Origin of the sequence: Edaphocola aurantiacus, assembly GCF_019797745.1 — a bacterium.
In the GTDB taxonomy this organism is placed as follows: domain Bacteria; phylum Bacteroidota; class Bacteroidia; order Chitinophagales; family Chitinophagaceae; genus Edaphocola; species Edaphocola aurantiacus.
Genome location: NZ_VOSI01000003.1, coordinates 336,488 through 363,316, shown reverse-complemented (window position 1 = coordinate 363,316; position 26,829 = coordinate 336,488). Strand labels below are relative to the sequence as shown.

The window sequence follows — 26,829 nt, the reverse complement described above, 5'->3', positions numbered from 1 at the left end:
TCCTTCATTCATAAGGTACACGCTGATTTATTTTACGCAGGATTACCGGATGGATAAATGCCCGCGAATGCTTACTTTTGCGATTATTTTTCAGCAAACAGAATACGATATATACTTTAAAGATGAAATATAATTTTTCAGAAATAGAACAAAAATGGAAACAGTACTGGAAAGATCAGAACACCTATGCTGTATCCAATGATATTGATAAGCCGAAGCATTATGTACTCGACATGTTTCCCTACCCAAGCGGTGCGGGCCTGCATGTGGGTCACCCATTAGGGTATATTGCTTCTGATATATATTCCCGTTTTAAAAGAATGCAGGGCTATAATGTACTGCACCCTATGGGCTTTGATGCCTTTGGTTTACCGGCAGAGCAATATGCACTGGATACGGGTCAGCACCCTGCGGTAACTACAGAAAAAAACATTGCCCGTTACAAGGAGCAACTGGACAATATCGGATTCAGCTATGACTGGAGTCGTGAGGTACAGACCTGCGATCCTAAATATTACAAATGGACACAATGGATCTTTACCCAATTATTCCATAGCTGGTATAATACCGCAACGGGAAAAGCGGCACCTATTGCAGCACTGATCGCGATCTTCGAAGCAGAGGGTAATGCACAGTATCCTGCACCTAAAGGTACCGTACAGTTCACGGCTGCAGAGTGGGCATCTTATGATGAAACGACCCAGCGCAATGTGCTGATGCAGTACCGCCTGGCTTATCTCGACCATGCTGAAGTATGGTGGTGTGAAGCCCTGGCAACGGTGCTGGCCAATGACGAAGTAGTCAATGGTGTATCAGAGCGCGGTGGCCATCCGGTTGAAAAACGTAAAATGCGTCAGTGGTTCCTGCGCATCACTTCTTATGCAGACAACCTGCTGCACAGCCTGGATAAACTGGAATGGAGCGAAGCGATGAAGGAAATGCAACGCAACTGGATCGGTAAGAATGAGGGTGCACAGATTACGTTTGGCATAGATAATAGTGATGCACAGATCGAGGTATTTACAACCAGACCGGATACTATTTTTGGTGTGGACTTCATGGTACTGGCGCCAGAACATGAGCTGGTATTGTCCATTACTACTGAAGAGCAAAAAGCGGCTGTGGAGACCTATATTGCATACGTTAAGAGCCGTTCTGAACGTGAGCGTATAGCAGAGAAAAAAATCAGTGGTTGCTTTACCGGTGCTTATGCTATCCATCCGCTGAGCAAAAAGCTGATCCCTGTATGGATTTCTGAATATGTGCTGGCCGGTTACGGTACCGGTGCAATCATGGCAGTACCATCTGGTGATGAGCGTGACTTTGCCTTTGCACAGCATTTCAATATTGAGATTACCAATATCTTCGGCACACACTTTACCGGTGAGAAAGCCTATACAGATAAGAATGTAACGATTGAGAACAGTGAATTTGTAAGTGGTATGAGCATTGCTGATGCTACACAAGCAGTATTGAAATCAGTAGAAGAAAGCAATATCGGCCGTCGCACAACCAATTTCCGTTTGCGTGATGCCGGTTTCAGCCGCCAGCGCTACTGGGGTGAGCCCTTCCCTATCGTATACAAAAACAATATTCCGTATACCATCGATGAGCCTGCACTGGATCTGAAAGAAGCCGACCGCAGCCTGCCGGTATTATTGCCGCATGTGGATACGTACAAACCGGGTCCTAACGGTGAGGGTCCTCTGGCTAATATCGACAGTTTCGTAAATGTTACGAATAATAAAGGAGAAGTATTGCGCCGCGAAACCAATACCATGCCTGGTTATGCCGGTTCTTCATGGTACTTCCTGCGCTATATGGATCCGAATAACGAACACCTGTTCGTACAACCGGAACTGGCACAGTACTGGAACCAGGTTGACCTGTACGTGGGTGGTACAGAACATGCTGTAGGACATCTGCTGTACAGCCGTTTCTGGACTAAAGCATTACACGATCTGGGCTTCATCACTTTCGATGAGCCATTCAGAAAATTGCTCAACCAGGGTATGATCCAGGGTAGCTCCAGGTTTGTATACCGCGTTGCCGGTACAAATCAGTTTGTATCCAGTGGATTGAAAAATGAATATACTACCAATGCACTGCATGTGGATGTAAGTATGGTAGATGGTACAGAACTGGATATGGAAGCCTTCAAAAACTGGAGAGCTGAGTATGCTGATGCGACCTTTATCCTGGAAGATGGTAAATATATCTGCGGCAGCGAGGTGGAAAAAATGTCCAAATCGAAATACAATGTCGTGAATCCGGATGAGATCGTGTCACAATATGGTGCAGATACCTTCCGTCTTTACGAAATGTTCCTGGGACCTATTGAAATGAGTAAACCCTGGGATACTAAAGGTATTGAAGGTGTACATCGCTTCCTGAAAAAACTGTGGAGATTATTCTTCGACGAACAGACGGAGCAATGGCTGGTAACCGATGAGGACGCTACAAAAGAGGAGCTTAAAGCACTGCATAAAACGATCAAAAAGGTATCTGATGATATTGAAAAATTCTCTTTCAATACTACGGTAAGCCAGTTTATGATCGTGACAAACGAACTGCATGATCTGAAATGCCATAAGAAAGCCGTGCTGGAGCCGCTGGTATGCCTGCTGGCCCCATTTGCACCGCATCTGGCAGAAGAGCTGTGGCATAAACTGGGTAATGAATACAGCATTGCACATGCTGCCTTCCCGGTATATGATGAACAATACCTGATAGAAAGCAGTAAGTTATACCCTGTTGCCATCAACGGAAAACACCGTACAAATATGGAGTTTGCCATGGAAGCGGCACAGGACGATATCGAAAAAGAAGTACTGGCTAACGAGGTTGTACAAAAATGGATGGAGGGTAAGCCTCATAAAAAGATCATTTTTGTAAAGGGCCGTATGATCAATGTGATTGTATAGTCTGTGTAGCAAATCAAGATAAAAAGAATAGGGATCGGCTTAAGCCGATCCCTATTCTTTTATAAAACCATTCATTAAATTATCTTTTTCTGAAGCAGCTGAATACAAAATGCTGCAATGTATCGAATGGCGTAGGATGATGTACCGAACGGCTTTTGACCTGTTCGAAATCAGCTTTCAGGCAATTGTTCAATGTCTCTTCTGAGTATTGTCTTATGTCTATACCACTGCACTTGGCCGGGCCATCCAGGGCAAATGTTCCGATCAGCACATTACCGGTTACAGCCAGTCCATCATTGACAATCTGTACATATCGTTTTACATCTTCATCATCGATCAGGAAGTGAAAAGCGGCACGATCATGCCAAAGGTCATATTGCCTGCCGGGTACAAAATCCAGTATGTCACTGACAATCCATTTCACCTGGTCTGCTCTATGTTCCAGCCGCTCCTTTGCCCGTTGAATCGCCTGTTCGGAAATATCCAATACGGTAATATCTTCATAACCTAAATCCAGTAAATGCTCTGCCAGGAAACTATCACCGCCTCCTATATCAATAATACGGGCATCCAGCGGCACTTCCAGCTCATTAATGAACTCCAGGGAGGTTACCGGTATCGGCTGATACCAGCTCACCTGTTCTAAGGGCTTGGTGTGGTATATTTTTTCCCAATGGGCTTTCCGATCGAATGATTCCATAAAATAATGTTAAAAACTTGTTACAAATGTATAACACTAATTGCTAATTAGTTCATTTATCAGTCAGAAATAAACGGAATTGTGTAGTAAATTTAAATTTTTGGATCAGAAATGATCAATTGCAACATTGCATTATTGCGATAAATAATAAAACAAAAAAATGCTAGCAGCATTGTTCTGTACCACTCCATTCTATGAAGAAGCCTGCAAGCTCTTTTCGTATATCATTCCAGACAAGGCTGTTTACACAGTAGCAAATACTTGTTCCTTCAAGTGTTCCTTTAATAATACCGATGGCTTTTAATTCTTTAAGGTGTTGTGAAATGGTTGCCTGAGCTAAACCCAACTCCTCAACAAGATCGTTGCAGATACACGCTTCCTGGCGTATAATATGCTGCAGGATTGCAATACGTGCAGGGTGCGCTAATGCTTTCAACAATGTAGCCAGCCTGTTCTGTTCCGGTGTAAATATCTCTGTTTTAGTAATACCCATAACCCTCAGTTTCTATCGCAATATTATGATTGATTGTTTATATGAACAAATTATTGTTTGACCGGGGTATCTACAAGCACCTCCTTAACCGGTTCTGCTATAGAATCTGCTATGGTCATTTGCGCCCGGGTGAACAGGTCTTTAAGATTGCTGAATGATTTACGGTACGAGATTCCTACGCCCTGCCGCGCTATATTCTGCTGGAATAAGGCATCGTAATTGCTGGTACGGAAAATATTGAAGCGAATATGTCCATCGGGCGTAATCAGGTATTGCACCCTGAAGTCTCCGGCCAGATTGGAGGAGTAAGCTTTGGCACCAGCTGTAGCCGGTCTGCCCCAGTCATAGACACCACCTACATCTACAAAAAGGCGGTTATTGAGGAAGTTCTTACGCACATTCAGTTTGGCCTCATTACGATTCAGATAAGATAATGAAGTGGGGTCGCTGCTGTTGCTCAGGTTATAGTTTTTATACCCTACACCCACATGCAGATCCTGTACCTTAAACAGTTTATTGGCCATATTGGTCAACTGCGAAGAGGCTACTGAAGAGAAGATATCGGTCATGTTATTGATCGTACCCGAAGAAACCGCAGCGGTATTGTTCATAAATCCTTCCGGCGGTGCAAACTGGTCGAGCAACAGCAATGAAGCTACCTGGTTCAGTAACTGCTTTTCATCATTATTAATCCGCTCCAGCTTCTGGTAGGCATAGGTACCGATAGAGCGGTTTTCTGAAAGTTCTATTTTAAAATTCACCTCCGGGTTCTGCAGGGTACCTGATGCATTCAGGCGCACATTCACCATCTGGGCAAGTTGTGCATCCCTGATTTCCTGGTTGGAAAGATTGATGCGGTTGATCTCATTACTGATCAGGTCATACAGCCTGGCTTTAACAGTGGTCACCCCGGTTACATCGAGGTGGGCATCATAAAGATCTCCGTTCCAGACGATGGTACTACCCTGTGCGATAGAGAAAAGCCTGTTGTAATTCAGAATCTGCATCTTACGGAACGCGAAATTATATGTCCCCTCATCTATTTTGTAAATACCATTCAGGCGTATATCACCATCAGACGGTATTTCCAGCACGATGTTACCGGTGCCTTTAGAGATCAGCTGATCTCCTGTTTTAGGATCGAGAATAATGGTGCTGACAAGGTTATTGTTTATGGTCGCATCAATGCGCACATTATATTTATTGGACAGTTTCAGCTTTTTCTTTTGCTGCGCTACATCTGTTTCCGGTTTTTTGAAGCGGATAAAGTTATACTCACCCAGATCGCTGGAAAAATCGATCGGAATAATGAGGTTGGACTGCTCAAGCGGTATAGCAGAGATCACGACATTCAGGTTCTGAGCCGGTCCGAATATACGGGCTCGCGTCTTTGCAAATACAGTACCATAAAAGCGCTCCCCTTCCATACGATTCAGGTTCAGTACCCGCAGCTTATCACTGTTCATCTCTATATTCAGCAGGAAAGACTTCAGCTTATTATGCGTGATATTACCGGTAATGCGCCCCATGTTCTTATCCTGGTCTTTGATAAACATGGTACCAATCTCAATGGTATTTTCATTGACAGCAATAACAGCATCATCTACCGTATATGTTTCCCCGTTTATTTCCGGGCGCACCACAACCTCTTTCAGTGATAATTGTCCCAGGGTGAGCGGGTGTGCTGCATTGCCACTGATTGTAACCGCGCCATTTACTTTACCATTGAGGTTATTGACAAAACCCCTCAGAAAAGGACTAAGCCAGGAAAGCTGTGCATTATTAAAATTCAATACTCCGTCAATAGATTGTACGGAATTGGTATCAAGCGAGAAGCGCCCGCTGAGTGTTGCACTCCCACCTGCGGCAGATACACCTGTATTCGATAAGAGCTCTACTACCCCATCGGCCACATCATAGTTACCCTGCAGGGATATTTTCTGAAGTGTATCATCATTGAAACGGGTGTCGTTGGAATAGAGATTGAAATCAATTTTCTGATTGCTCCATAAAGAACGGATCTGGATACCGCCATTAATTGTACCTCCTCTGATCATGTCCTCAACATCCAGAAGGCGCGCCAGTGGCGCATGAGAGAGGTTTTTAAGGTCAATATATGCGGTATTATGCTCTACATCATTTTTGCTGATATAAATCTGCTGGTTACCGGAGCTGATGGATAGGTTCTCTATATCCAGTGCTCCGTTTTCATACACGATACGGTTACCGGAAGCAATATTCCATTTATTATTGTTCAGGAAAAACTGCGAAGGCAGGATATTCAGTGTAAAGCGATCATCTTGTAAAAATCCCTTTCCTCTCAATTTGGCGGTACCCAATTCTTCAAACGTAGAGGTCGTCATATTGAACTCCAGGGAGTCGCGGTACCATTTGGAGTCCAGGCTCAGGTTACGTAAAAACACATTGCTCCCTGCTCCGATCTGTGTTACATCGGCATTTACAGACAGGTCTTTATAATCTCCCTGACCATTAACCAGAATGGTATCCAGCACAATTCCGTCAAAAACGACTTTGGGCAATGAGGCCTGAAGCACCAGCTGGTCATTCTGTGTATTTAGTGTACCCTGTACCGTTCCGCCCTGAGGCAAAGACAGATCACGGTTAAAAATCGACAGCAGATCGGAAATATCTTCGGTCTGCATATCAAAATGGATCAGCTGATTCCGGTTATATACAGCGGGTGCATCAAAATAAGTAGGCAGGTAGTTGGACAGTACATGTTGCACTGCGCCGGGAAGATCAAATAATTTATAATTACCCCAGATGCGGGCGTTCACATTATTGGTTCCGGCATAAAGATACTTTTGACCATCCTCTATAGCAGAACGCAGGTAGATGGAATCAATATCGAGAACGGTAGAATCGCGGAAGATCTTCATCTGCTGCAATACTGCTGCACCGGTAAAGTTTTCAATACCCGTACCCGTAAAATGTCCCTCCAGTAAGCCTTGTGCCCGTACCGATTCGGTAAGGATATGCAGCTTCTGCAGGTCTATATATCCGATATTGGCCTTAAAGTCGGTCTGCGTAATATTCTTCGTAAACTGCACCTTACCATCAAAGTCCAGTTTTGCATTCGGATCGTTGAGCTGTGCTACTCCCTGGAAATAAGTAGGTGTTACCTCACCCATTACTTTCATGCCGGTGTATACATACTCTTCAAACCCAAAACGGCTGAACTGCCCTTCTGTATAGATACTCATTTTATCCAGATCGAAATGCTTACCCTTGAATGTAAAGGCACCATCAGCTTCATGAATACTGGATTGTGTCAGGAAAGTACCCAGGTTAAAACGGGTAAGGTTTAAGGTTCCTGCATATACCGGTTCAGGGCTCATGATTTGCTGAATGCCCATATTGGTCTGGATTTTACCCAGGCCGGTAAGTGCATCGGCATTGAATCGAAAATCATGAATCGTTCCTTTAAAGTCGAATGGTACCCTGATCTGGCCCAGTGCCATAAAGTTCAGCTCTTTGGTATCTGTCAGAAACGGGAAATAGTGATACAGATTAGCCCCGGAAGTCTGCAGCAGAGATTGCTCCAGGACAATAGTAGAAATATCTACATCCGGCAGGTTATTCATGGTAAACTTACCTACATTCAACTGGCTCTTGCCATCGTTCAGTACAGCATTGTTTGCATAAAGGTTGTCTACCGTGCCACCGCATTGCCCATTCACCTTTACTTCCATATGCTCAAACAATTTCATTTCGGGAGCAAAGAAAATGATGTCATCAACAGCGACATGTGCCTCCTTTAAATGGCCCTGCATGCGCACTTTAGCAATATAGTCGAGAAAGTCGGGGAAGCGATTGTAATGCATGGCATAGTAATCGCGAATGATACTGTTATTCGTCTCCAGGTAAAGATCGGCACATTCAGAGATGCGCGGGGAAACCCTTACGCGGGCTTTCATCTTTTTAATTTTCAGGCCGCAACGCTCATCAGCAGAAAGATTCTCCAGGTTAGCACGCAGGGTATCTCCTTTAATCCGAAGATCTGTGATGTTTACCTGCACATTGCGCACATCCATTTTCCATTCGTCAAACAATCCGGCTGGTGCTGTTTTCACATCCGGATTATCCATGAAATAACGGGCATCTTTCAGCTCAATCTTCTTAACGCTTACGGTCCATTTATCAGGATTAAATGCAGTAGTGTCTATGTAGTCCGTTTTACGACGGCGCAGGCTATCGGGGCGGCCACCCTTATAATCCCTTAACCCGAAAGTGGTACGGGTACCGGTAATGCTCTGCACTCCGATATGTTTGCGGTCGAAATCAACACCGTCCATGTTAATGTTCAGCTCCTGCAAATCCATGACCATATCATTCCCGATCCATTTATCGATGGAAGAGAAACGGATGTCTTTTAACCGGACTTTTTTCAGGTCGAACTGTATGGGTTGGGGATCTTTTTTCTTTGCAGCCGGCTGCTCTGATGCAAAAGCATCTTCGAGGAAGCGGTAGTTCCATACAGAATCATTTACCGGTCTTTGCAGGTTGATAAATGCGCCGTCCAGTCCTACGTAATGCAGTACCGGCTTCTGTTTGAAGATAAACCAATCGGTAATATTCAGTTCTAGATGGCGTGTATACAACAGGGTATCTCCCTTTTGATCTGCCATGAACACCCCGTCCAGCGTCACTTTATCCAGTAAGCGCAGGCTAAATCCGTCAATAGATACTTTGGTATGCAGGCGATCGGAGAGGTAAGATGCAGCAGTTCTTGCCACATATCTCTGTACTCCGGGAATATTAATGAGCACTACTATGATCAATAGCAGCGACAAAAATATACCCAGCACATATTTTGATATTTTGAGAAATCTTTTCAGCCTGTGAAATTAGAATGCAAATATACTGCTATTCGGACAATTGAATGATAATAGAAACCTTAGAAATAACCGAGATAGGTCATAGAGTGTTTGGCAAATTCTACACTCACAATTTCTCCGGCCTGAAAGGCCATAAAGTCATCCTGGCTGACCTCTATACTGAGCAGTCCCGGGAAGTTGAGGTGAAAGTGAAAAGTATTGTTTTGCGAGACAAATTGTTTCTGCTGTATCGGGATGCCGATGATCAGCTTGCGCCCGTCTTTAAGATCGTCTTTATACTTGCGGGAGAATCGCTTTTTGCCATAGATGGCCAGACTGTAGATCAGTATAAAAAAACATGCTGATGCAAAAATGTATTGCGGCAGCGAAAACTTTTTCTCCAGCTCATTTTCAGGCTTTGCCAGGCTTGCCAGCAGACCCACCACCACAACCAGCACAGCACCGATGATACCGATCAGTCTTAAAGTCTTGAAGTAACCGATCGATTCAGCATCCAGTAAAGCACTGATATATTGTTTTTCTCTTTCGGTCATGGGTTCTTCATAAGAAGCAAGCATGGGCAATTCTATTTTTTCAAACAAGGTACAAAAAAAGCGTTATACCGAAGTATAACGCTCATTTGATATTTGTAAAATACAATTGGATTAGAATCCGAATTTCAGGTCTTTACCCGGATAGTAAGCCAGTGCACCCAGTTGCTCCTCGATACGGATCAGTTGGTTGTACTTAGCCATACGATCACTACGTGATGCAGAACCCGTTTTGATTTGTCCGCAATTCAGTGCTACAGCCAGATCTGCAATAGTTGCATCTTCTGTCTCACCGCTTCTGTGGCTCATGATGGTATTGTATTTAGCACGCTGTGCCATAGTTACCGCATCGATCGTTTCGGTCAGAGAACCGATCTGGTTTACTTTAACCAGCAGACCATTTGCCGTATTTTCTTTAATACCTTTTTCCAGACGCAGAACGTTGGTAACAAACAGGTCATCACCTACCAGCTGTACGTTTTTACCGATAGCATCAGTCAGGGCTTTCCATCCTTTCCAGTCGTCTTCATCCATACCATCTTCGATACTTACGATAGGGTATTTTTTAACCCATTTCTGCCAGTATTCAACCATTTCTTCGCTGGACAATTTTTTGCCATCGGATTTATGGAAGTGGTATTTTTTAGATTTAGCATCATATAATTCGCTGATAGCAGCATCCATAGCAATCATTACATCTACACCTGGTTTGTAACCGGCTTTCTCGATTGCTTTTAATACTGTTTCAATTGCTTCTTCATTGCTTTGGATATCCGGTGCAAAACCACCTTCATCACCTACGTTGGTGCTATATCCTTTATCGTGTAATACTTTTTTCAGAGAGTGGAAGATCTCTACACCCCAGCGTAAACCTTCGCTGAACGTATCGGCACCTACCGGCATTACCATGAACTCCTGGAAGTCGATTTTGTTATCGGCATGCGCACCACCGTTCAGGATGTTCATCATCGGTACAGGCAGCGTTTTAGCATTAGTACCACCTACATAACGGTATAAAGGCAGACCTGCTTCTTCAGCACCCGCTTTGGCTACCGCCATACTTACCGCCAGGATTGCATTAGCACCCAGTTTAGCTTTGTTGCTGGTACCATCCAGATCAATCATGTACTGATCAATACCAGCCTGATCAGCTACGTCAAAGCCATACAACTCGTCGGCCAGCATTTCGTTAATGTTCTTCACGGCTTTTAATACCCCTTTACCAAGGTATTTTTTCTTGTCACCATCACGTAATTCTACCGCTTCATGCTTACCGGTAGATGCTCCCGATGGAACAGCAGCACGACCCATAGCGCCTGAATTGGTATAAACATCAACTTCAACCGTAGGATTGCCACGAGAATCCAGGATTTGACGAGCGTGGACTTGAGTAATTATGCTCATAAGATTGTTTGGAATTTGGATGCAAAGATAATTTTTTTGTTATATAAATATTGTAAGGATACAAAAAAACTCCTTGTTCTTCTTTCCTTCCGTGTTAATTACACTGGCTGCTGCTTAAATAATGTGGTTTAGTGTAATAGCTTCTTTCATAAAAGGGCAAGTGATAGTATTCTTTCAGGCCCTTGATAACATGGTCATCGATGTTATCGTCAAACTTACGGGCAAACAGGTTTTGCCCCTGCTTCAGGAAACTGATATCTGCAGTGGTATATGTTTTAGGTCTTAACTTGATGGTGCCATCCGGTATCCAGATGATAGCCCGTTTATCATCATTAATCAGCTGCCCGCTGAAGGAACTGTTCATTAATACGGTTTGAAAAAAGGATTCATCGGGAATCAGCGTATTCTTATAATAATCCCTGAATTTATCCACTTCCTTATTATGACACAAGAAGGTACAACACTCCCGTGTCAATATCATCCATTGCCCTCCGATATAGGGTGTTATCCCTTCCATATAATCTCTTTTGTGGGTCTCGTCAGATATAGCGCCGTCTTCTTCACTAAAGTAGTTTTCGATCCGGTTTAAGGTCTCCGGACGGGTCTGTGCCTGGTTGGCAAATTTCAGGAAGCTCTTGCCTTTGTTTGCAGCCAGGAAATCACTGATGATCCGCTGAGATTTAAGGGGATAATCCTGTCCGCTCAGGTTAATGAAGTAATCCCATTTTTGCTCCAGCTTAAGCAAGTACTGCATTCCGCTCAGTTCGGCCTGCACCATACTGTAGCCACCCCATACCACCGTTTGATTTTCGAGTATGTGAATGCCAGGAAACTTATTTATAAAAGACCATATTTGCTGCTTGGTCAGGCGATCGGCTTTTTTGTCAATATTGATAAGGTAAATATTATCGGGATGGTATATCGCACTAAACAAACGCCTGAATTGTTTAGATAAGCGGTGTACCATAATAAGGTAGGCAATTTTAACGGTTGGTGTCTTTGGTGTTTTAAGCGCTGAAAGATTTGATTCGGTAAGTAACTGAAGTGATTTCATCATCTGAAATGTATTAGGAATATTTAATAATTGTATCCCTTCCTTGTAAGGTACGACTATTAATCGGCTAGAGGGTTGCCTCATTTTGTAAAGTCTGTATTAAAACCATCGAAATGCCTGAATACTCTGCTTTTATAGTTTATCTTCATGGAACAATTTCTTAAAATGAAAGATCTACGACTTGCGGTGCTTATTGATGCAGATAATGTGCCCTATGCCAATATTAAAGAAATGCTTGAAGAGGTCTCTAAAAACGGGACTCCGACTATAAAGAGGATATATGCAGACTGGACGAAACCTTCCCTCTCCGGATGGAAAAATGTGTTGCTGGAACATGCCATTACACCGATCCAGCAGTATAGTTATACCACGGGCAAGAATTCCAGCGACAGTGCGCTCATTATTGATGCTATGGATATCCTGTATTCAAACAAAGTAGACGGATTTTGCATTGTATCTTCTGACAGTGACTTTACCCGCCTGGCCACAAGGCTAAGAGAGGCGGGCATGAAAGTAATTGGTATCGGAGAGCAAAAGACTCCCTACCCTTTTATTACAGCCTGCGATAAATTTATCTACATCGAAATCCTGAAGTCCTCTGTACCGGAAATCCCGGAAACAACCCCGGATAAGAAGAAGGTGAGTTTATCTAAAATCGACAAAAAACTGATCAGGTTATTGTCAGACAGTGTGAGTGACCTGGCTGATGAAAGTGGCTGGACTTACCTGGGCGATCTGGGCAACTTTATCCTGAAAAAGAAACCAGACTTTGACCCGAGAAACTATGGTTTCTCCAAGCTGTTATTATTGATCAAAAGTACCGATACCTTCCTGATCGAAGAACGGGAAACGAGTACCAAAACGGTGAAGCATATTTATGTGAAAATAAAGTAGCGCTTTCCTTCAAAACTACCCGGGAGGAGCCTACGTATACCCTGTTTTAATAAAGAAATAATAAATCCGGTTAAGAATCAATATTTCTGTATAATTTTGGCAGGCATATCCTGCACCGGTATTTTACCTAACCATATATACATATTTACAGCAATAGTAATGAACGCATTTGACACGTTAAAACAAGTTATTGAAGGCCGCAGAACAACCAAACCGGCACAGATGAATGGTCAGAAAATATCTGATGAAGATGTAAAAGAAATACTGGCACTGGCAGACTGGGCACCTACGCATGCCCGCACTGAGCCCTGGCGCTTTTTTGTACTGACCGGCGATAATCTGCAGAAATTCTGCGAACATCATGCCGATCTGTACTGGGCCAACACCTCTCCGGAAACCCGCACAGAGACGAAAAGAGATGCCTTACTGAATATGGGTAGCAAAGCTTCTCACCTGGTCATCTCCCTGATGCGCCGCACACCGGAAGCTAAAATCATTACTGAAGAAGAGTATGCTGCTGTAGCAGCGGCTACGCAAAATATCCTCCTGGGTGCAACAGCTAAAGGCATTGCTTCCTTCTGGAGTACCGGTGGTATGACCCACCACCCTGCCATGAAACTGTACCTGGAACTGAAAGACGAGGACCTGCTGATGGGCCTGCTTTACCTGGGCTACAGCGATGAGCAGAAAGAAGGTATGCGCAAAATTCCGCTGGATGATAAAATCATCTGGGTATAAAAAAACATTTCATTTAATTACATAATACTCTATAAAAAATACAAATTATGGAAGCCTGGAAAGCATATTTGGAAGAACATAAAGATCGTTTCCTGGAAGAATTACTGGACCTGCTGCGTATCCCGTCTGTAAGTGCAGACAGTACTTACAAAGAAGATGTGGCCCGCTGTGCGGAAGCTGTAAAAAAAGCTATGCTGGATGCCGGCTGTGATACTGCCGAGGTATGCCCTACCGACGGACATCCGATCGTATACGGCGAGAAAATGGTAGACCCTGCATTACCTACTGTACTGGTATACGGACACTATGACGTGCAACCTGCCGATCCTCTGGATCTTTGGACCAGCGGACCTTTCGAGCCGGTGATCAAAGATGGTAAGATCTATGCACGCGGTGCATGTGATGATAAAGGACAGTTCTATATGCACATTAAAGCATTCGAGGTAATGGCCAAAACCAATACCCTGCAATGTAATGTGAAGATGATGATCGAAGGTGAGGAAGAAGTAGGTTCTTCAAACCTGGGTAAATTCCTGGAAACACATGTTGATAAACTGAAAGCAGATATCGTATTGGTTTCTGATACTTCTATGATCAGTATGGAGCACCCGTCTATCGAGACTGGTCTGCGCGGACTGGCTTACCTGGAAGTGGAAGTAACCGGACCTAACCGTGACCTGCACAGCGGTGTGTATGGTGGTGGTGTGGCTAATCCTATCAACGAGCTGTGTAAGATGATCGCCTCTCTGCACGACGAAAACAAACATATTACGATTCCGGGCTTTTACGATAAAGTACAGGAGCTGACTGATGCAGAGCGTAAAGCCCTGAACGATGCTCCGTTTGACCTGGATGAATATAAGCAAGACCTTAAGGTAAATGATGTAGCTGGTGAAAAAGGTTACAGTACGATCGAACGTACCGGTATTCGTCCTACTCTGGATGTGAATGGTATCTGGGGCGGTTATATTGGTGAGGGTGCCAAAACAGTATTGCCTTCTAAAGCATACGCTAAAATCTCTATGCGCCTGGTACCTAACCAGGTTTCTGATGAGATCACGGCCATGTTCCAGAAGCATTTTGAAAACCTGGCTACTCCCGGCACTACTGTAAAGGTAACTCCACATCATGGTGGTGAGCCGGTGGTTACACCAACCGATGGTAAAGCATACCAGGCTGCTGCAAAAGCGATCCAGACAACATTTGGTAAAGATCCGATCCCTACCCGTGGTGGTGGAAGTATTCCGATCATTGCCTTGTTTGAACGCATTCTGGGCCTTAAAACAGTATTACTGGGCTTTGGCCTGGATAATGACAACATCCACTCTCCTAATGAGAAGTATGATGTAGCCAACTACTATAAAGGAATTGAAACCATCCCTTACTTCCACAAGTATTTTGCGGAGTAATAATATAGTTATAAGATAAAAAAAGCTGCCCGAGGGCAGCTTTTTTTATGCCAGGCCCTTCAAATGTAAATGATTTGCTAACGGGATTGTATAGCGGCGTTAAAAAGCACTCATTTCAATGTAAATACTGTTCTTTAACTTTTTATACATAGCTAATATGCCTAATTTTAATTCAAACAAAACCAAATATTATGAGAAGCATTCTATGGTTAGTGGCCGTAATCTGTATTATCATCTGGATCCTGGGATTGATTGGTGTTGGAGGCGGAATGGGCTTAGGAAATTTGATTCACATATTACTGGTTATTGCGATTATTGTTATTCTGTATAACATCATTTCGGGCAGAAAACCATTAGATTCTTAATCTGCCGTTTTTTTATTGTATCCACCCTTTTTTATAACCTTAAAATTTACTCCACATGAGCACATTACAAGACAAGCTGAAAGGCAACTGGAACATCGTAAAAGGAAACCTGAAACAACAATGGGCAAATCTGACAGATGATGATTTGCTTTATGAAGAAGGAAAAGAAGATGAACTGGTTGGCCGCCTGCAGCAGAAAACCGGTGAAACAAAAGAGAAGATCAATGAATTCATCGATCGCATGAAATTTGAATAATCCGCGAAAGGTGATCAAACGAGACCACATTTCTAAGTATGCCAAGGTCTCATTTATACGGGCAACTCCTCCCGAATAAGGCAGATTATCTATCCGGATTAATAAAAAAGCACCCGAAACCGGGTGCTTTTTATATGTAAGGTTGCAATAGTATCAGGCAATCTGGATCCAATTATTGCGCAGGCACTACAGCCATCATCGGAAAATATTCATAGCGGTTAATTGTAGCAGCGGGGTCACCGGCAATAAATGCCTTAACTTCCTCCTCATCTTCTGCGGCAATAATACCCAGGCCATATACTGCAGCAGGATCCAGCACCGGCCCGAATGCCAGCACTTTTCCCTGGTTCATTAATGCGGTCCAGTAAGCAACATGCTCCATCATTACAGCTCGTTCCTCGGCACTCATTGTTTGTGCAAAATCCGGTCTTGACGGAAGCAGGTGCAGTACAAAATACTTTTTGTCCATGTATAAATCAGTTCGTTGTTATCAGCAATATATACCGCATCATCATTTTTAGTTCTGTGCAGACTGTATCTGTATCAGCACTGACGAAATGGTCTGATGAAAGGTCTCATAATCGGTATAGCCCTTAGCCAACAGGTAAAACTTGGAATCTGATACCTGCAACAGTACCTGCGGATAGCTTTCTACCTTAAGTTGCTTTACCAGCTGGAACTCATAATAGGCTTTTTCCTTGTATGTTTCGCTGCGCAATCTGGTATAAAACTCGTCCGCATCGATATTATATTCGTGTAATAAGTGTCTGTATGCCTCATCATCAGTCAGGTCGCGGCCTTCGTAATAAAGAGCATATTGCAGATCGGCAGCGATCTGTACGGCCTTATCCGGCATGTATTCTTTCAGGACACATAAGGCGATAGCGGGTTTTTCTGAATTGGGAAACCAATCGCTGTCCTCTGCCCTATTGAGATGAAACATAAAATCGGGACCAAACTGTGCTCCTGTAAGCTCTCCTACTCTTTTACAATTATCCTTCATGAAATCGGCAATCACCGTAATCGGCTGCGGTTGCTCCGGCAGGATCATTCCTCCGCTCAGCACCTCAAACCGAAACTCTTTCTGAAACTCTTCTGCAATCTTCTTGATTACCGGGCTAAAACCATAACACCATCCACAATACGCATCGTAACAATATATAATAGTCATATTGCAAAATAAACTGTTTTTGCAATATTTAAATATAGATCTTTGTAAAAAAAACTTAAATGGGACCACAGGCAGAGCTACTTACAGAACTCTTTGAACTAAAAATGCCTTTTGGTAAATACAAGGGTACCTATATCGGCGACCTTCCGGAACATTACATTTTATGGTTCAGCCAGCAGGGTTTCCCTAAGGGTAAACTGGGTTTACTGCTGCAAACTATGTACGAAATCAAGCTTAATGGCCTGAGCTATCTGCTGGAGCCGATCCGCAAACAAAAACTGGGCGCAGCAAGATAAGCTGTTAATTTCCTAAATTTGCCCCTGTTACACAACAATTCATGGCAGGACATTCTCATACACATCCTCAAAAACGCACTCTGCAGACAACATTGCTCTTTACAATGTTGCTGCTGTTTGTTATTGTGTATAACCGTAACCTGATCGCGAAAGAAATCTACCCGGATTATGTAACACAGAAGGTCAGTAATGAAAAGCTGAATCGACCGGTAAATGTGCAATACATCAATGCGGCTATGGATACGCTGAAAAATGGTTACCTGGTGACCATATCCGGTAAGGATACTAAAAGCGAACTGTTCAGTAGTGTGAATCAGAAGGACAAAACCTATGCATATGCAGGGCTGGTATTTATCGAAAACAATTATCCGTTCATTTACCATATTGCACTGCCTTCAGGCAATCATCCCGGCGGGCTGGTCAGGGATTCATTTGAAACGTACATCGGATCTCGGAATGTAACCGGATTCGGTATATACAAATTACCTTTAACCCAGTCACAGGTCGCCTCTATGCAGCAGATCATCAAAGACTTTTACCAACAGGGGGTATTGTATGACAGTCAGTACAGACTGGATACCGATAAGGAGATGTACCCGGCCGAATTTGTATATAAGGTACTGACCCGTGCCACCAAAAACGATAAATTTATTGCCTATACCAAAGCAGGACCCTACACATTTATTTCGGTAGACAACCTGTTCCTGAGGCCCAAAAATCAAGAAATCTATACAGCCGTTTTTCAATAATCTATCATGCGTTCAAAAATCAACACCTCCCTCAGTCTGCTCCTATTTTGTGTATTGCTGTTTTCCTGCAAAAGCACAAACTCTCCCAAAGCCGTAACCGAAACCTTTCTGGTAAGTGTTGCACGCCTGGACATGAATATGGCCAGAAACTACTCCACAAAAACCACATGGGATTTTCTTAAGGTACTGGAACGATCAACAAAAGATCTGTCGCCGGAGCAGAAAGAAAGTTATCTTGAAGGATTTAAGGTGACTATTCTGAACGAGAAAAAACTGAATGACAGTACCTATATGGTTAGCTTCAATACCACACCGGAACTATTCCCCTTCCATGAGCTGGAACTCAAAGCAGAAAAGAACCTGGAAGGAAATATCAAATGGAAAGTGAACTATTCTGCCCTTGCATTTGCACAGGCAGATACCACGATACAGGAGGTAATGGCGCCCGGTATAGATTCGCTGGAAGATCAGCTGCTGCAGCTCGATTCTGTTAAGTCTAAATAAAATTATTGATTTAAATATTGTTTAGTACTTTTGATCCTCCTATTTATTTACTTCGTAAAACACATATAATAAAGTAATGCCTTATTTATTCACTTCTGAGTCCGTTTCTGAAGGACACCCGGACAAAATTGCCGATCAGATTTCTGATGCATTAATCGACAACTTCCTTGCATTTGATAAAAACAGTAAAGTAGCTTGTGAAACCCTGGTTACAACAGGACAGGTAGTACTGGCTGGTGAAGTAAAGTCTAATGCTTATCTTGATGTACAGGAAATCGCTAGAAATGTTATTCGTAAAATCGGATACACGAAGAGCGAATATATGTTCGAAGCTAATAGTTGTGGTATCTTATCTGCTATTCACGAACAGTCTCCTGATATTAACCAGGGTGTAGACAGAAAAAATAAAGAAGAACAGGGTGCTGGTGACCAGGGTATGATGTTTGGTTATGCAACCAACGAAACGCAGAACTATATGCCGCTGGCATTAGACCTGGCCAATACTTTACTGATTGAGCTGGCTGCACTGCGCAGAGAAAATAAAGATATCAAATACCTGAGACCGGATGCTAAAAGTCAGGTAACACTGGAATACAGCGACGACCATAAACCGCAACGCATTGATGCTATCGTAATCTCTACACAGCATGATGATTTCGATTCAGAAAAAAGCATGCTGAAGAAGATCGAAAAGGATATGAAAGAAATCCTGATCCCGCGTGTAATCAAGAAATATCCTGAATACAAGCACTTCTTCAATAATAAAATCAAATACCACATTAACCCGACCGGTAAGTTTGTAATCGGTGGTCCGCATGGTGATACCGGTCTTACCGGAAGAAAAATCATCGTAGATACTTACGGCGGTAAAGGTGCACATGGTGGTGGTGCCTTCAGTGGTAAAGATCCTAGTAAAGTAGACCGCAGTGCGGCTTACGCAACCCGTCACATCGCTAAAAACATGGTTGCTGCCGGTTTATGTGATGAGGTACTGGTACAGGTTTCTTACGCTATCGGTGTAGCTCAGCCAATGGGTATCTTTGTGGATACAAAAGGTACTGCAAAAGTGGATATGAATGATGGTGAGATCGCCAAAATCATCTCTTCTGTATTTGACATGAGACCATATGCAATCGAGACCCGTCTGAAATTAAGAAATCCGATCTACAGTGCTACTGCTGCTTACGGGCACATGGGACGTGTTAACGAGGTGAAAGAAGTTGTGTTCTACGATCATAACAAAAAACCTAAAACGATCAAGGTAGAATTATTTACCTGGGAGAAGCTGGATTACGTTGCTAAAGTGAAGAAAGCTTTCGGTCTGAAATAGTAATTTTCGAAATCTTTTGTATATCTTTATAGAAATTATAACAAATTTCGGATATGAGAAAAACCCTGTTTCTCCTGATGCTTGGCGTAAGCACACTTACGGCTTGTAATAAAAATGAAGGTAAAGCCACTTCTGATAATGTAGGCAAAGTTCTGCAACAGAAAACATGGCGCATGACCATTTATTTCGATAATGGTGATGATAAACTGTCTAACTATACAGGTTATGCTTTCAAATTTTACCAAGACGGAAAAGTGGAAGCAGTAAGGAATGACGTATATAAATATGGCACCTGGAAAGATACAGTGCTCACTGATAGTACAACCAAAACCGATATGGCTTCATTCAAAATGGACTTCGGTAATGATAAACCATTCCGTGACCTGAATAAAAACTGGGAGATCGTTAGTAAAACGACCAAAACAGTGCATCTGCGCCTGAAAGACAGACCTGTTGATGCATATGATGAAATTTATTTCAACCTGAATTATTAATTCAAGAATTATATTATATAAAAAAGCTGCTCTTAATAAGAGCAGCTTTTTTATGTCTTCCGAAACAGGATCACAATCGGGAATCGGCCGTACTCTACTTCATCGCAACCTTCATCTTTTCCACTTTCTGGCCGATCTGTTTCAATTGTCCTTTTTGATGTGTGTTTTCCTTTTTATCAAAGGCTTCTTTTTCTTTCAGATTCTTATCCTCCAGTTCCTTCCTTTTCTTTTCCGACTGTTCCATATAAGTCACCAGTTTATCCTGGCGGTTGTATAATTTAATCAATTGCCTGTAGAGTTCTTTATGCCGGCTTACATAATCCAGATGATCTGCCAGCGTCTGCGCACAGGCTTTACGATAAGATTCGTATTGGGCCATCTGGCTGCCGTATTGCGACAGGAAAGCGGCATTATCTCCCTTACGCTTATATCGCTCTATATCTTTCAGGTTCTGATGACATTTAGTCGCCAGCTCTGACTGCATTCTGCGCATGCGTTCGTAGTAGGTACCAATAGAGTCATTAGTGGAAAGGTATCTTTTCTGTATGCTATCGACATCCTGCAACCTAACTGTTTTTACCAGGCGGGTCCATTGGAGGACCTCTTCATCATAGTTATCATACATACGAATACGGCTACGCGTCTCTTCGACCAGGGCAGAATCAGCCAGTGTAAATATCCCCGCCAGTGTATCCAGCCTGAGGTCATTCATTTCCTGCACGGCAGACAGCATTGCCTGGTGCGCAGTTAAAGATTCCTGCAGCACTTCCATACGCTCCATACGCCGGTCTACAGAATCTTGAAGCATCTGCATCATAGCAGGATCTGTCTTTACTGCTGTAGTAATAGTATTGAGTTTGCCGGCATCTACATCCTTCCCCATCTCCCTCAGTTTAATCCTGTTCTTTTTTATGGTAGTAATGCGGGTATCTGCTTTTTTAAGATAGCCTTCGCACTTGTTCACCATGCGCTTATTATTGCTGTGCAGGCTACGCATATATTGTGTGGCCTGGGTATTTTTGGTTTTATTTTTGGATTTGAGGCTTATGTATTCCGCATTGATGGCTTTAGTCTGTTTATTCACTTCAGCCTCTGCACTTTTAATTTTCTCATTAGCAGTAACAAGTGTACCGGAAACGGTTGCCGGTGTACTGTTTTCAATAGCTTCTTTTGCATCAGCAATATACTTGGCAGCCATTACTACGTGAAAACGGGGATTATATTTCGAGATACGTTCTGCAGAAACCTGTATCTGTTCATCTTCACTCAGTGCACTTAATTTACGCTGCAGGGCACTATTCTGTTCCAGTGACGGGTTCTCTCTGTTAAAATCAATAATCGCTTGATCTCCGGCTTCGAATACGGCTACCGGCATAAAGGAATCAGTAAGTTGCCATACGGGATCGGATGGCAGGTGTTTCAGGCGAAAGTCCAGCGGATTGCTGAGAAAATATGCCGGATCATATTTAAAGCGGAACTTCAGTTTTCCGGAAGTCGCTGTTACTGCTTTTTTCGATGTTTTATTCAGCTGTCGTTTCAGCCATCCGGGTTCCTGTGCAAGATAGCCTGCACCCCAGGTAGCATCTACGAGCTGCCATTTCTGATCTACATACACAATATTCCAGGCATGTCTCGGGATGTATAGCTTATCACCATCATCAAACATCCAGTCCTTCGAATAACCGCCTACAGTTACGGCAGAGATCCCTACTTCTTTACACATTGCTGCAAACAATACAGAATATCCACCGCATAGTCCTTTACGTTGCTGAAATACTTTTTTAGGATCATCTTCTTTAAGCTTGCCTTGCTGCAGGGCTTTTACATCATACTTGATATTATGGGTGATCCAGTTGTAAATAGCATTGGCCTTGGCGGTTTCTGTAGGCAGATGATCGCAGAGAGCATGCGCCAGGCGTTCGTATGACTTATCGGCGCCGGAAGGAGTGCTGACACCGATGATGGTGTTTACCTGCACCTGGGCATTTGAAGAAGTGGTAAACAAGCTACCAGAAACCAGTAGTATGCTTAAAAAATTTCGTGTACAGAATATTCCCATAGATTTGTTAAAATAAAGCGTAAATATATCAATTTATCTCTATTTTACGTTGTGTGGACATAATATCTCCATTACACAAATAAACAGGTCCGGAACAATGTTCCGGACCTGTTTATTTGTAGCAATATCTTGTATTATTTCGCGCCGTTTTTTGTTGCACGCAGGGCATATACCATAGGTATTGCCTTCTCGAGGTGTGCAATACGATACCTGCCGGGAGCAATTTCCTTTACATTGCGGAAGCAGGGATAAGGGGAATAATCATACTCTCTGAAGGCATCCAGTACCAATCCGCTGTGCAGCAAGCTGGTGAAGACCTCTGCGAGGCCGTGATTCCAGTTTACATTTGCGAGCTCCAGTTCAGCATCTGGCTGTGCGTAAGTACCCTCTGTAGTCTCTACAATGGTCTCATAATTGAAATAATCATAAGCCACTTTGGTAAAATCATCATCAAACATCCATACAACGGGATGAAATTCTGCAAATATGAAAGTACCACCAGGTTTAAGGTAGCGATGAATCAATGCCGCCCAACGATCTGTATCGGGTAACCAGCCTATGGTACCGTAACTGGTAAATACTATATCAAACTGTTCGTCTAGGTGCTGAGGCAGATCATAAAGATCACAACACACGAAAGTTGCATCCTGCCCTGTCTGTTCAGCCAGTTCGCGGGCAAGGGCAATTGCTTTGTCAGAAAGGTCTACACCGGTCACACTGGCGCCCATGCGCGCAAGAGATATACTATCCTGCCCAAAATGGCACTGTAAATGCAGCACTTTCTTGCCGCGGATATCGCCCAGCAAGTCCAGCTCTATTTCCTTTAAGGTTTGCTTCCCATCCAGAAAGCCCTGCTGATCGTAAAAGTCAGATGCCAGGTGTGCTGCTACCCTATCATTCCAGGAAGCTCTGTTGATGTCTATATATTTCTTATCTGTATTCATAGGTTATCTCTTCTTATTCCGTAAATCAGTTCATCTTCAAATATCCCGTCCTTATAGATCACTTTAGGGATATTAGACTCCAATACGAAACCATTTTTAAGTAACACGTGTTGCGAAGCGGCATTACTGCCGAAAACACGTCCATATAAGCGTTCAATATCGAAAGTTTTAAACGCATAAGGCAATATTGCAGCAATAACGCTGCCCATAACGCCTTTACCCCAGTACCGTTCTCCCAGCCAGTACCCCAGCTCAGCATTCTTGCACATAATGTCGGTCTGCGGGTGAATACCTACACCTCCTACTGCTTTGCCCTTTATTTCAATAGCAAAGATCCGGAATGGTTCAGCAAGATTGGCAAATTCGATAAAAGCAAGCCCGTTTTCGCGGGAGTAAGGGTGAGGAAACATATTGGTCATGTACCGGGCGATGTGCTGATTATTAGCCTGTTCTACCAGGCTGTCCAGGTCGTCGGCATGCCAGGGCCTAAGTTTGAAATCGGTCATGGAATAATGTGATTAGCGACTGATTCAAATATACTGCAAAATGTCCTAAAAAGTGAAAGAGCGGGTAAAAACCCGCTCACACTCAATCCTTCATGCACCACTAGCAATGAAGCAAAAAATGAAACACTCTTTTACACCAGTTATAGTCCACTATCCTCTAACGGTGCCTAATACTTAAATTAGAATATATACATTATTTTAGCATAAATATTAAAACCGGCAATTACTTATACTTAAAGAAGTTTAATAATTTGAGATAAGGAACGTACTCCCAATGTCTATGATGCAAAGTAGCCGAAACATTTACGGAATACCAATAAATCGGGGGTTACAAATGGATTACAGTACCGGAAATAATGGTATACAAATGGACTACAGCAATATAACTACATAATAATCAAATAATTATAAATAACCTATTTACACAAAAGAGTGAAGTATATAATCAAAAAACAGTATACAAGTTGCGTTTTTATGCTGTAATCACTATGATTTTCACAAGCATGTAACCCGGAAAATATACCGCAACTTATTAATACACAAGCTTTTTAAGCTGCAGGATATATGTTATGAATAAATTCTACCAGATCAGTCTCTGGCTCAAGATTCAACTTTTTCTTAATACGATAGCGGGACATCTTCACACTATTATAATCAATGTTAAGGAGGTTGGCCGTTTCTTTAATGCTCATATTCATTTTAATATAGGCACAATGTTTTAGTTCATTAGGCGTAAGCTGCGGACAAATCTCGGTCAGACGGGCAAAAAAATCGGGATGCACTTTTTCGAAATGTAGCTTCACTTTATCCCAGTCATTATCAAAGTTGATCGAGTGCCTGATGTTTTGCTGTAGTTTCTGTAATCCGGCTTTCTGAGTGCCATCTGAATGTATAATGGCCTGCTCCAGCTGCGACTTCAGTTCTTCCAGCATTTTGTTCTTTTCCTGCAGGAATAAAGTTATGGTGGTGAGCTCTCTTTGTGTAGAAGCCATCTCCCGCTCCAGGGCCAGCCGCTCTTCTTTATGCAATTGCTGTTCCAGCAACGCACGCTCTTTATGATCCTTCTCCAGCTCCCTTTCGTAAATAGCATTTGCTTTTTCCTGCTCCAGCAGGCGCTCTTTACTTTTAAAATATAACTGACGCAGGCGCAGCGTTTTACGGGCACTGCAAAACAGGTATAATCCGAGTACCGCCAATAACAGCATCATCACAATAAGGCCGTTTTTCAACCGCGATTTTGACTGGTATCCTTTCAGCAGTGTTTCTTTTTCCAGGTCTTTAAACTTATATTCAATTTCCTTTAGTGCAATGGCATTGCGGGTATTAGCGATAGAATCCTTAATATCATTGACCATAACGATCTGCTCTGCAGCCTTTCCAAACATACTTACCTGTTTGTAATAGTTGGCCAGCAGGTTACGGATGCTATATTCCATATATTTATTCTGGCTGCGGGTCACTTCAGCCAATGCGGTCATAAACAACTGCTCCACTTCAGGATTGAATGTCTTATTTCCGTCGCTGAGCAATTTAGCTTTACTACCCAGGTACTGGGCATAATCAAAGCCTTTCTGTTTAGCCAGCTCGATTGCAGAATCGACATACTGCATAGCCAGCCGGTCATTGCCCATAGCATACTGAACACTGGCCATATTGAAATAGAAATCGCATAACTCCTGCAACAAACCGTTCTTACGAGCCAGCTCTATACCCAGCTGGTTGAACCGGTATGCTTCCTTTACATGACCCTCTACCTGCAGCAATACGGCATAGCGATTGTAATAGTCAGATATCAGCAGCGGAATCTTCTTATCCCTGATCTTTTCGTAACCCTGGTTATAATAACGCTTTGCTGTTTTGAAATCGTTGGCAATAAAGTACAGGCGTCCGATATTTCCTTCCAGCTGACCGACAAAACGTTCATCATTAAGCGACCTATAAATCTTTATCGCCTCAAAATATTGTTTCATCGCCTTATCCGGCAGATTCATGCGATCATACGCTAGGCCCATCTGGTGCATCAGCATAGCCTTAGCACGGGGCTCCTTCACATGCTCTATTCGTTTCAGGCCTTTTTCAGCAAATTCGACAGCGAGGGAAAAATTATAATCATCGATCAATATCCAACCCATTGTGGCATTGGCATGTGCAATAGCCAGATCATCATGGGCACGCACAGCTATACTCGTGGCGCTATCGGCAAGTGCCATAGCCCGCAGGAAGTTTTTTCCTTTACTGAGATTTAAAGCACTGTCACACAAATCATTGACAGTACCATTCTTCGAAGTGAAGATGGGAGAAAGCTGCGCTGATGAAGAGCAAAAGACACAGCAAAGCAGCAGACAATAGACATATCTGGTAAAACACATAATTTGTACAACTCGTCACCTGCATGATACAGGCGCTCTTTTTAATTATGATTATTCACTAATTACAAGTCTGCAGTTAGCAGTTTAGCGGAGTCGCAAAAACATACCATACGAGTACTGGCGTTATAGAAATAACAGAATGTAGACTCTATAGATATGTAATAGTGATTATATACTAACAAAGAAATAGTCTTTTATGGTAAACAAATGTAGATATTTTGCAAAATGGATGTTATTTTTTCAACCCAACACAAGATATCAACACTTTATCTATTCATAAATTATATCATTTGTTCAATAACAGGTTGATGGCTTCTTTATAACCGTCTAAGCCCATGCCTGTGACCATGTGTAGTGCATGGGCAGCTGTGTAGGTATGGTGGCGAAAGGACTCCCGTTTATAGATGTCAGAAATATGCACTTCCACTATCGGGATAGTAAGGCAGGCTAAGGCATCGGCAATGGCAATGCTCGTGTGACCATAAGCAGCAGGATTAAGGATGAGCGCGTCATACCCGCCCTCTGTCAGCGACTGGATCTCATCAATCAGTGCGCCCTCATGATTACTCTGAAAGTAAGACAATACGACTGGCTTAAAGTCTGCCTCCAGTTGCAATAGATAATCTTCAAACCGCACATTTCCATAGATATGCGGTTGCCGGGTACCCAGCATATTAAGGTTGGGACCGTTAATGATTTTTATTTTCATATACAAAACAAGAATAATGCACAACCGTGGAAAATCCCCCGATTTTTACCCCCGTCAGGGTATGCACTTATC

Annotated in this window: 24 protein-coding genes; 11 read left to right on the top strand and 13 right to left on the bottom strand. The window is 42.9% G+C overall.

The window, feature by feature from the left end; all coding sequences use genetic code 11:
* Positions 1-122 precede the first annotated feature (122 nt).
* A complete protein-coding gene (gene leuS / locus FTD44_RS10340) occupies positions 123-2,924 on the top strand; it encodes a leucine--tRNA ligase (RefSeq protein ID WP_222166375.1) in 2,802 nt (933 codons plus the stop codon).
* 79 nt (positions 2,925-3,003) lie between these two features.
* Here leuS and FTD44_RS10335 read toward each other — a convergent pair whose 3' ends face one another.
* The 6 genes from FTD44_RS10335 to FTD44_RS10310 all read right to left on the bottom strand — a co-directional run bounded on the left by FTD44_RS10335 (position 3,004) and on the right by FTD44_RS10310 (position 11,967).
* Positions 3,004-3,624 (bottom strand): class I SAM-dependent methyltransferase, encoded by a 621-nt coding sequence (locus FTD44_RS10335; RefSeq protein ID WP_222166374.1) that lies wholly within the window; start codon positions 3,622-3,624, stop codon positions 3,004-3,006.
* A gap of 163 nt (positions 3,625-3,787) precedes the next feature.
* Positions 3,788-4,117, bottom strand: a complete 330-nt coding sequence (locus FTD44_RS10330) for an ArsR/SmtB family transcription factor (protein WP_222166373.1) — start codon at positions 4,115-4,117, stop codon at positions 3,788-3,790.
* 50 nt (positions 4,118-4,167) lie between these two features.
* The gene (locus tag FTD44_RS10325) at positions 4,168-8,946 is read right to left on the bottom strand and encodes a translocation/assembly module TamB domain-containing protein (protein WP_222166372.1); all 4,779 of its coding nucleotides are present in this window, start codon (positions 8,944-8,946) and stop codon (positions 4,168-4,170) included.
* Positions 8,947-9,035: 89 nt separating this feature from the next.
* Positions 9,036-9,533, bottom strand: a complete 498-nt coding sequence (locus FTD44_RS10320; RefSeq protein ID WP_222166371.1) for a hypothetical protein — start codon at positions 9,531-9,533, stop codon at positions 9,036-9,038.
* 87 nt (positions 9,534-9,620) lie between these two features.
* Positions 9,621-10,910: a phosphopyruvate hydratase gene (gene eno / locus FTD44_RS10315; RefSeq protein WP_222166370.1), complete on the bottom strand. Its 1,290-nt coding sequence runs from the start codon at positions 10,908-10,910 to the stop codon at positions 9,621-9,623.
* Positions 10,911-11,004: 94 nt separating this feature from the next.
* A complete protein-coding gene (locus FTD44_RS10310) occupies positions 11,005-11,967 on the bottom strand; it encodes a beta-1,6-N-acetylglucosaminyltransferase (protein WP_222166369.1) in 963 nt (320 codons plus the stop codon).
* 162 nt (positions 11,968-12,129) lie between these two features.
* Here FTD44_RS10310 and FTD44_RS10305 point away from each other — a divergent pair, with 162 nt between their 5' ends.
* From FTD44_RS10305 to FTD44_RS10285, 5 genes are all read left to right on the top strand, one after another.
* Complete coding sequence (locus FTD44_RS10305; protein ID WP_246625402.1) at positions 12,130-12,858, top strand: NYN domain-containing protein; 729 nt, start codon at positions 12,130-12,132, stop codon at positions 12,856-12,858.
* 159 nt (positions 12,859-13,017) lie between these two features.
* Positions 13,018-13,596, top strand: a complete 579-nt coding sequence (locus tag FTD44_RS10300; RefSeq protein ID WP_222166367.1) for a nitroreductase family protein — start codon at positions 13,018-13,020, stop codon at positions 13,594-13,596.
* Positions 13,597-13,643: 47 nt separating this feature from the next.
* Positions 13,644-15,005, top strand: a complete 1,362-nt coding sequence (locus tag FTD44_RS10295; protein ID WP_222166366.1) for a dipeptidase — start codon at positions 13,644-13,646, stop codon at positions 15,003-15,005.
* Positions 15,006-15,196: 191 nt separating this feature from the next.
* Positions 15,197-15,370 (top strand): lmo0937 family membrane protein, encoded by a 174-nt coding sequence (locus FTD44_RS10290; protein ID WP_129021536.1) that lies wholly within the window; start codon positions 15,197-15,199, stop codon positions 15,368-15,370.
* 55 nt (positions 15,371-15,425) lie between these two features.
* A complete protein-coding gene (locus tag FTD44_RS10285) occupies positions 15,426-15,626 on the top strand; it encodes a CsbD family protein (RefSeq protein ID WP_222166365.1) in 201 nt (66 codons plus the stop codon).
* A gap of 172 nt (positions 15,627-15,798) precedes the next feature.
* Here the strand turns inward: FTD44_RS10285 and FTD44_RS10280 are convergent, their stop codons facing one another.
* Positions 15,799-16,095: a YciI family protein gene (locus FTD44_RS10280; protein ID WP_222166364.1), complete on the bottom strand. Its 297-nt coding sequence runs from the start codon at positions 16,093-16,095 to the stop codon at positions 15,799-15,801.
* Between the two features lie 48 nt (positions 16,096-16,143).
* Entirely contained in the window at positions 16,144-16,797 is a 654-nt protein-coding gene (locus FTD44_RS10275) for a DsbA family protein (protein WP_222166363.1), read from the bottom strand.
* A 59-nt stretch (positions 16,798-16,856) separates the two neighbouring features.
* Between FTD44_RS10275 and FTD44_RS10270 the strand changes: the two genes are divergently transcribed.
* The 5 genes from FTD44_RS10270 (at position 16,857) to FTD44_RS10250 (ending at position 20,170) form a co-directional block, all read left to right on the top strand.
* Positions 16,857-17,093, top strand: coding sequence for a DUF3820 family protein (locus FTD44_RS10270; RefSeq protein ID WP_222166362.1), 237 nt, complete (start codon positions 16,857-16,859; stop codon positions 17,091-17,093).
* Positions 17,094-17,134: 41 nt separating this feature from the next.
* Complete coding sequence (locus FTD44_RS10265) at positions 17,135-17,842, top strand: hypothetical protein (RefSeq protein ID WP_222166361.1); 708 nt, start codon at positions 17,135-17,137, stop codon at positions 17,840-17,842.
* 6 nt (positions 17,843-17,848) lie between these two features.
* Positions 17,849-18,346, top strand: coding sequence for a hypothetical protein (locus FTD44_RS10260; protein ID WP_222166360.1), 498 nt, complete (start codon positions 17,849-17,851; stop codon positions 18,344-18,346).
* A gap of 76 nt (positions 18,347-18,422) precedes the next feature.
* A complete protein-coding gene (gene metK / locus FTD44_RS10255) occupies positions 18,423-19,676 on the top strand; it encodes a methionine adenosyltransferase (RefSeq protein ID WP_222166359.1) in 1,254 nt (417 codons plus the stop codon).
* 53 nt (positions 19,677-19,729) lie between these two features.
* Positions 19,730-20,170, top strand: coding sequence for a hypothetical protein (locus tag FTD44_RS10250; protein ID WP_222166358.1), 441 nt, complete (start codon positions 19,730-19,732; stop codon positions 20,168-20,170).
* 94 nt (positions 20,171-20,264) lie between these two features.
* On the opposite strand, the gene FTD44_RS10245 is transcribed toward FTD44_RS10250, so the two are convergent.
* The 5 genes from FTD44_RS10245 to FTD44_RS10225 form a co-directional block, all read right to left on the bottom strand.
* A complete protein-coding gene (locus FTD44_RS10245; RefSeq protein ID WP_222166357.1) occupies positions 20,265-22,229 on the bottom strand; it encodes a transglutaminase domain-containing protein in 1,965 nt (654 codons plus the stop codon).
* Positions 22,230-22,363: 134 nt separating this feature from the next.
* Entirely contained in the window at positions 22,364-23,173 is an 810-nt protein-coding gene (locus FTD44_RS10240) for a class I SAM-dependent methyltransferase (RefSeq protein ID WP_222166356.1), read from the bottom strand.
* Positions 23,170-23,679, bottom strand: a complete 510-nt coding sequence (locus FTD44_RS10235; protein WP_222166355.1) for a GNAT family N-acetyltransferase — start codon at positions 23,677-23,679, stop codon at positions 23,170-23,172. The genes FTD44_RS10240 and FTD44_RS10235 overlap by 4 nt, the downstream gene beginning before the upstream one ends.
* 548 nt (positions 23,680-24,227) lie before the next feature.
* Entirely contained in the window at positions 24,228-25,889 is a 1,662-nt protein-coding gene (locus FTD44_RS10230) for a helix-turn-helix transcriptional regulator (RefSeq protein WP_222166354.1), read from the bottom strand.
* A 445-nt stretch (positions 25,890-26,334) separates the two neighbouring features.
* The gene (locus FTD44_RS10225; RefSeq protein ID WP_222166353.1) at positions 26,335-26,757 is read right to left on the bottom strand and encodes a type II 3-dehydroquinate dehydratase; all 423 of its coding nucleotides are present in this window, start codon (positions 26,755-26,757) and stop codon (positions 26,335-26,337) included.
* Positions 26,758-26,829: the final 72 nt, after the last annotated feature.

Bases quoted from the DNA above. Each gene is read 5' to 3' on its own strand.
- metK (WP_222166359.1), top strand. From the start codon at position 18,423: ATGCCTTATTTATTCACTTCTGAGTCCGTTTCTGAAGGACACCCGGAC.
- FTD44_RS10260 (WP_222166360.1), top strand. From the start codon at position 17,849: ATGCGTTCAAAAATCAACACCTCCCTCAGTCTGCTCCTATTTTGTGTA.
- FTD44_RS10285 (WP_222166365.1), top strand. From the start codon at position 15,426: ATGAGCACATTACAAGACAAGCTGAAAGGCAACTGGAACATCGTAAAA.
- FTD44_RS10330 (WP_222166373.1), bottom strand. From the start codon at position 4,117: ATGGGTATTACTAAAACAGAGATATTTACACCGGAACAGAACAGGCTG.
- FTD44_RS10335 (WP_222166374.1), bottom strand. From the start codon at position 3,624: ATGGAATCATTCGATCGGAAAGCCCATTGGGAAAAAATATACCACACC.
- FTD44_RS10270 (WP_222166362.1), top strand. From the start codon at position 16,857: ATGGGACCACAGGCAGAGCTACTTACAGAACTCTTTGAACTAAAAATG.
- FTD44_RS10295 (WP_222166366.1), top strand. From the start codon at position 13,644: ATGGAAGCCTGGAAAGCATATTTGGAAGAACATAAAGATCGTTTCCTG.
- FTD44_RS10245 (WP_222166357.1), bottom strand. From the start codon at position 22,229: ATGGGAATATTCTGTACACGAAATTTTTTAAGCATACTACTGGTTTCT.
- leuS (WP_222166375.1), top strand. From the start codon at position 123: ATGAAATATAATTTTTCAGAAATAGAACAAAAATGGAAACAGTACTGG.
- FTD44_RS10310 (WP_222166369.1), bottom strand. From the start codon at position 11,967: ATGATGAAATCACTTCAGTTACTTACCGAATCAAATCTTTCAGCGCTT.
- FTD44_RS10300 (WP_222166367.1), top strand. From the start codon at position 13,018: ATGAACGCATTTGACACGTTAAAACAAGTTATTGAAGGCCGCAGAACA.
- FTD44_RS10225 (WP_222166353.1), bottom strand. From the start codon at position 26,757: ATGAAAATAAAAATCATTAACGGTCCCAACCTTAATATGCTGGGTACC.
- FTD44_RS10265 (WP_222166361.1), top strand. From the start codon at position 17,135: ATGGCAGGACATTCTCATACACATCCTCAAAAACGCACTCTGCAGACA.
- FTD44_RS10280 (WP_222166364.1), bottom strand. From the start codon at position 16,095: ATGGACAAAAAGTATTTTGTACTGCACCTGCTTCCGTCAAGACCGGAT.
- FTD44_RS10290 (WP_129021536.1), top strand. From the start codon at position 15,197: ATGAGAAGCATTCTATGGTTAGTGGCCGTAATCTGTATTATCATCTGG.
- FTD44_RS10275 (WP_222166363.1), bottom strand. From the start codon at position 16,797: ATGACTATTATATATTGTTACGATGCGTATTGTGGATGGTGTTATGGT.
- FTD44_RS10250 (WP_222166358.1), top strand. From the start codon at position 19,730: ATGAGAAAAACCCTGTTTCTCCTGATGCTTGGCGTAAGCACACTTACG.
- FTD44_RS10235 (WP_222166355.1), bottom strand. From the start codon at position 23,679: ATGACCGATTTCAAACTTAGGCCCTGGCATGCCGACGACCTGGACAGC.
- eno (WP_222166370.1), bottom strand. From the start codon at position 10,910: ATGAGCATAATTACTCAAGTCCACGCTCGTCAAATCCTGGATTCTCGT.
- FTD44_RS10230 (WP_222166354.1), bottom strand. From the start codon at position 25,889: ATGGCACTTGCCGATAGCGCCACGAGTATAGCTGTGCGTGCCCATGAT.
- FTD44_RS10320 (WP_222166371.1), bottom strand. From the start codon at position 9,533: ATGCTTGCTTCTTATGAAGAACCCATGACCGAAAGAGAAAAACAATAT.
- FTD44_RS10305 (WP_246625402.1), top strand. From the start codon at position 12,130: ATGAAAGATCTACGACTTGCGGTGCTTATTGATGCAGATAATGTGCCC.
- FTD44_RS10240 (WP_222166356.1), bottom strand. From the start codon at position 23,173: ATGAATACAGATAAGAAATATATAGACATCAACAGAGCTTCCTGGAAT.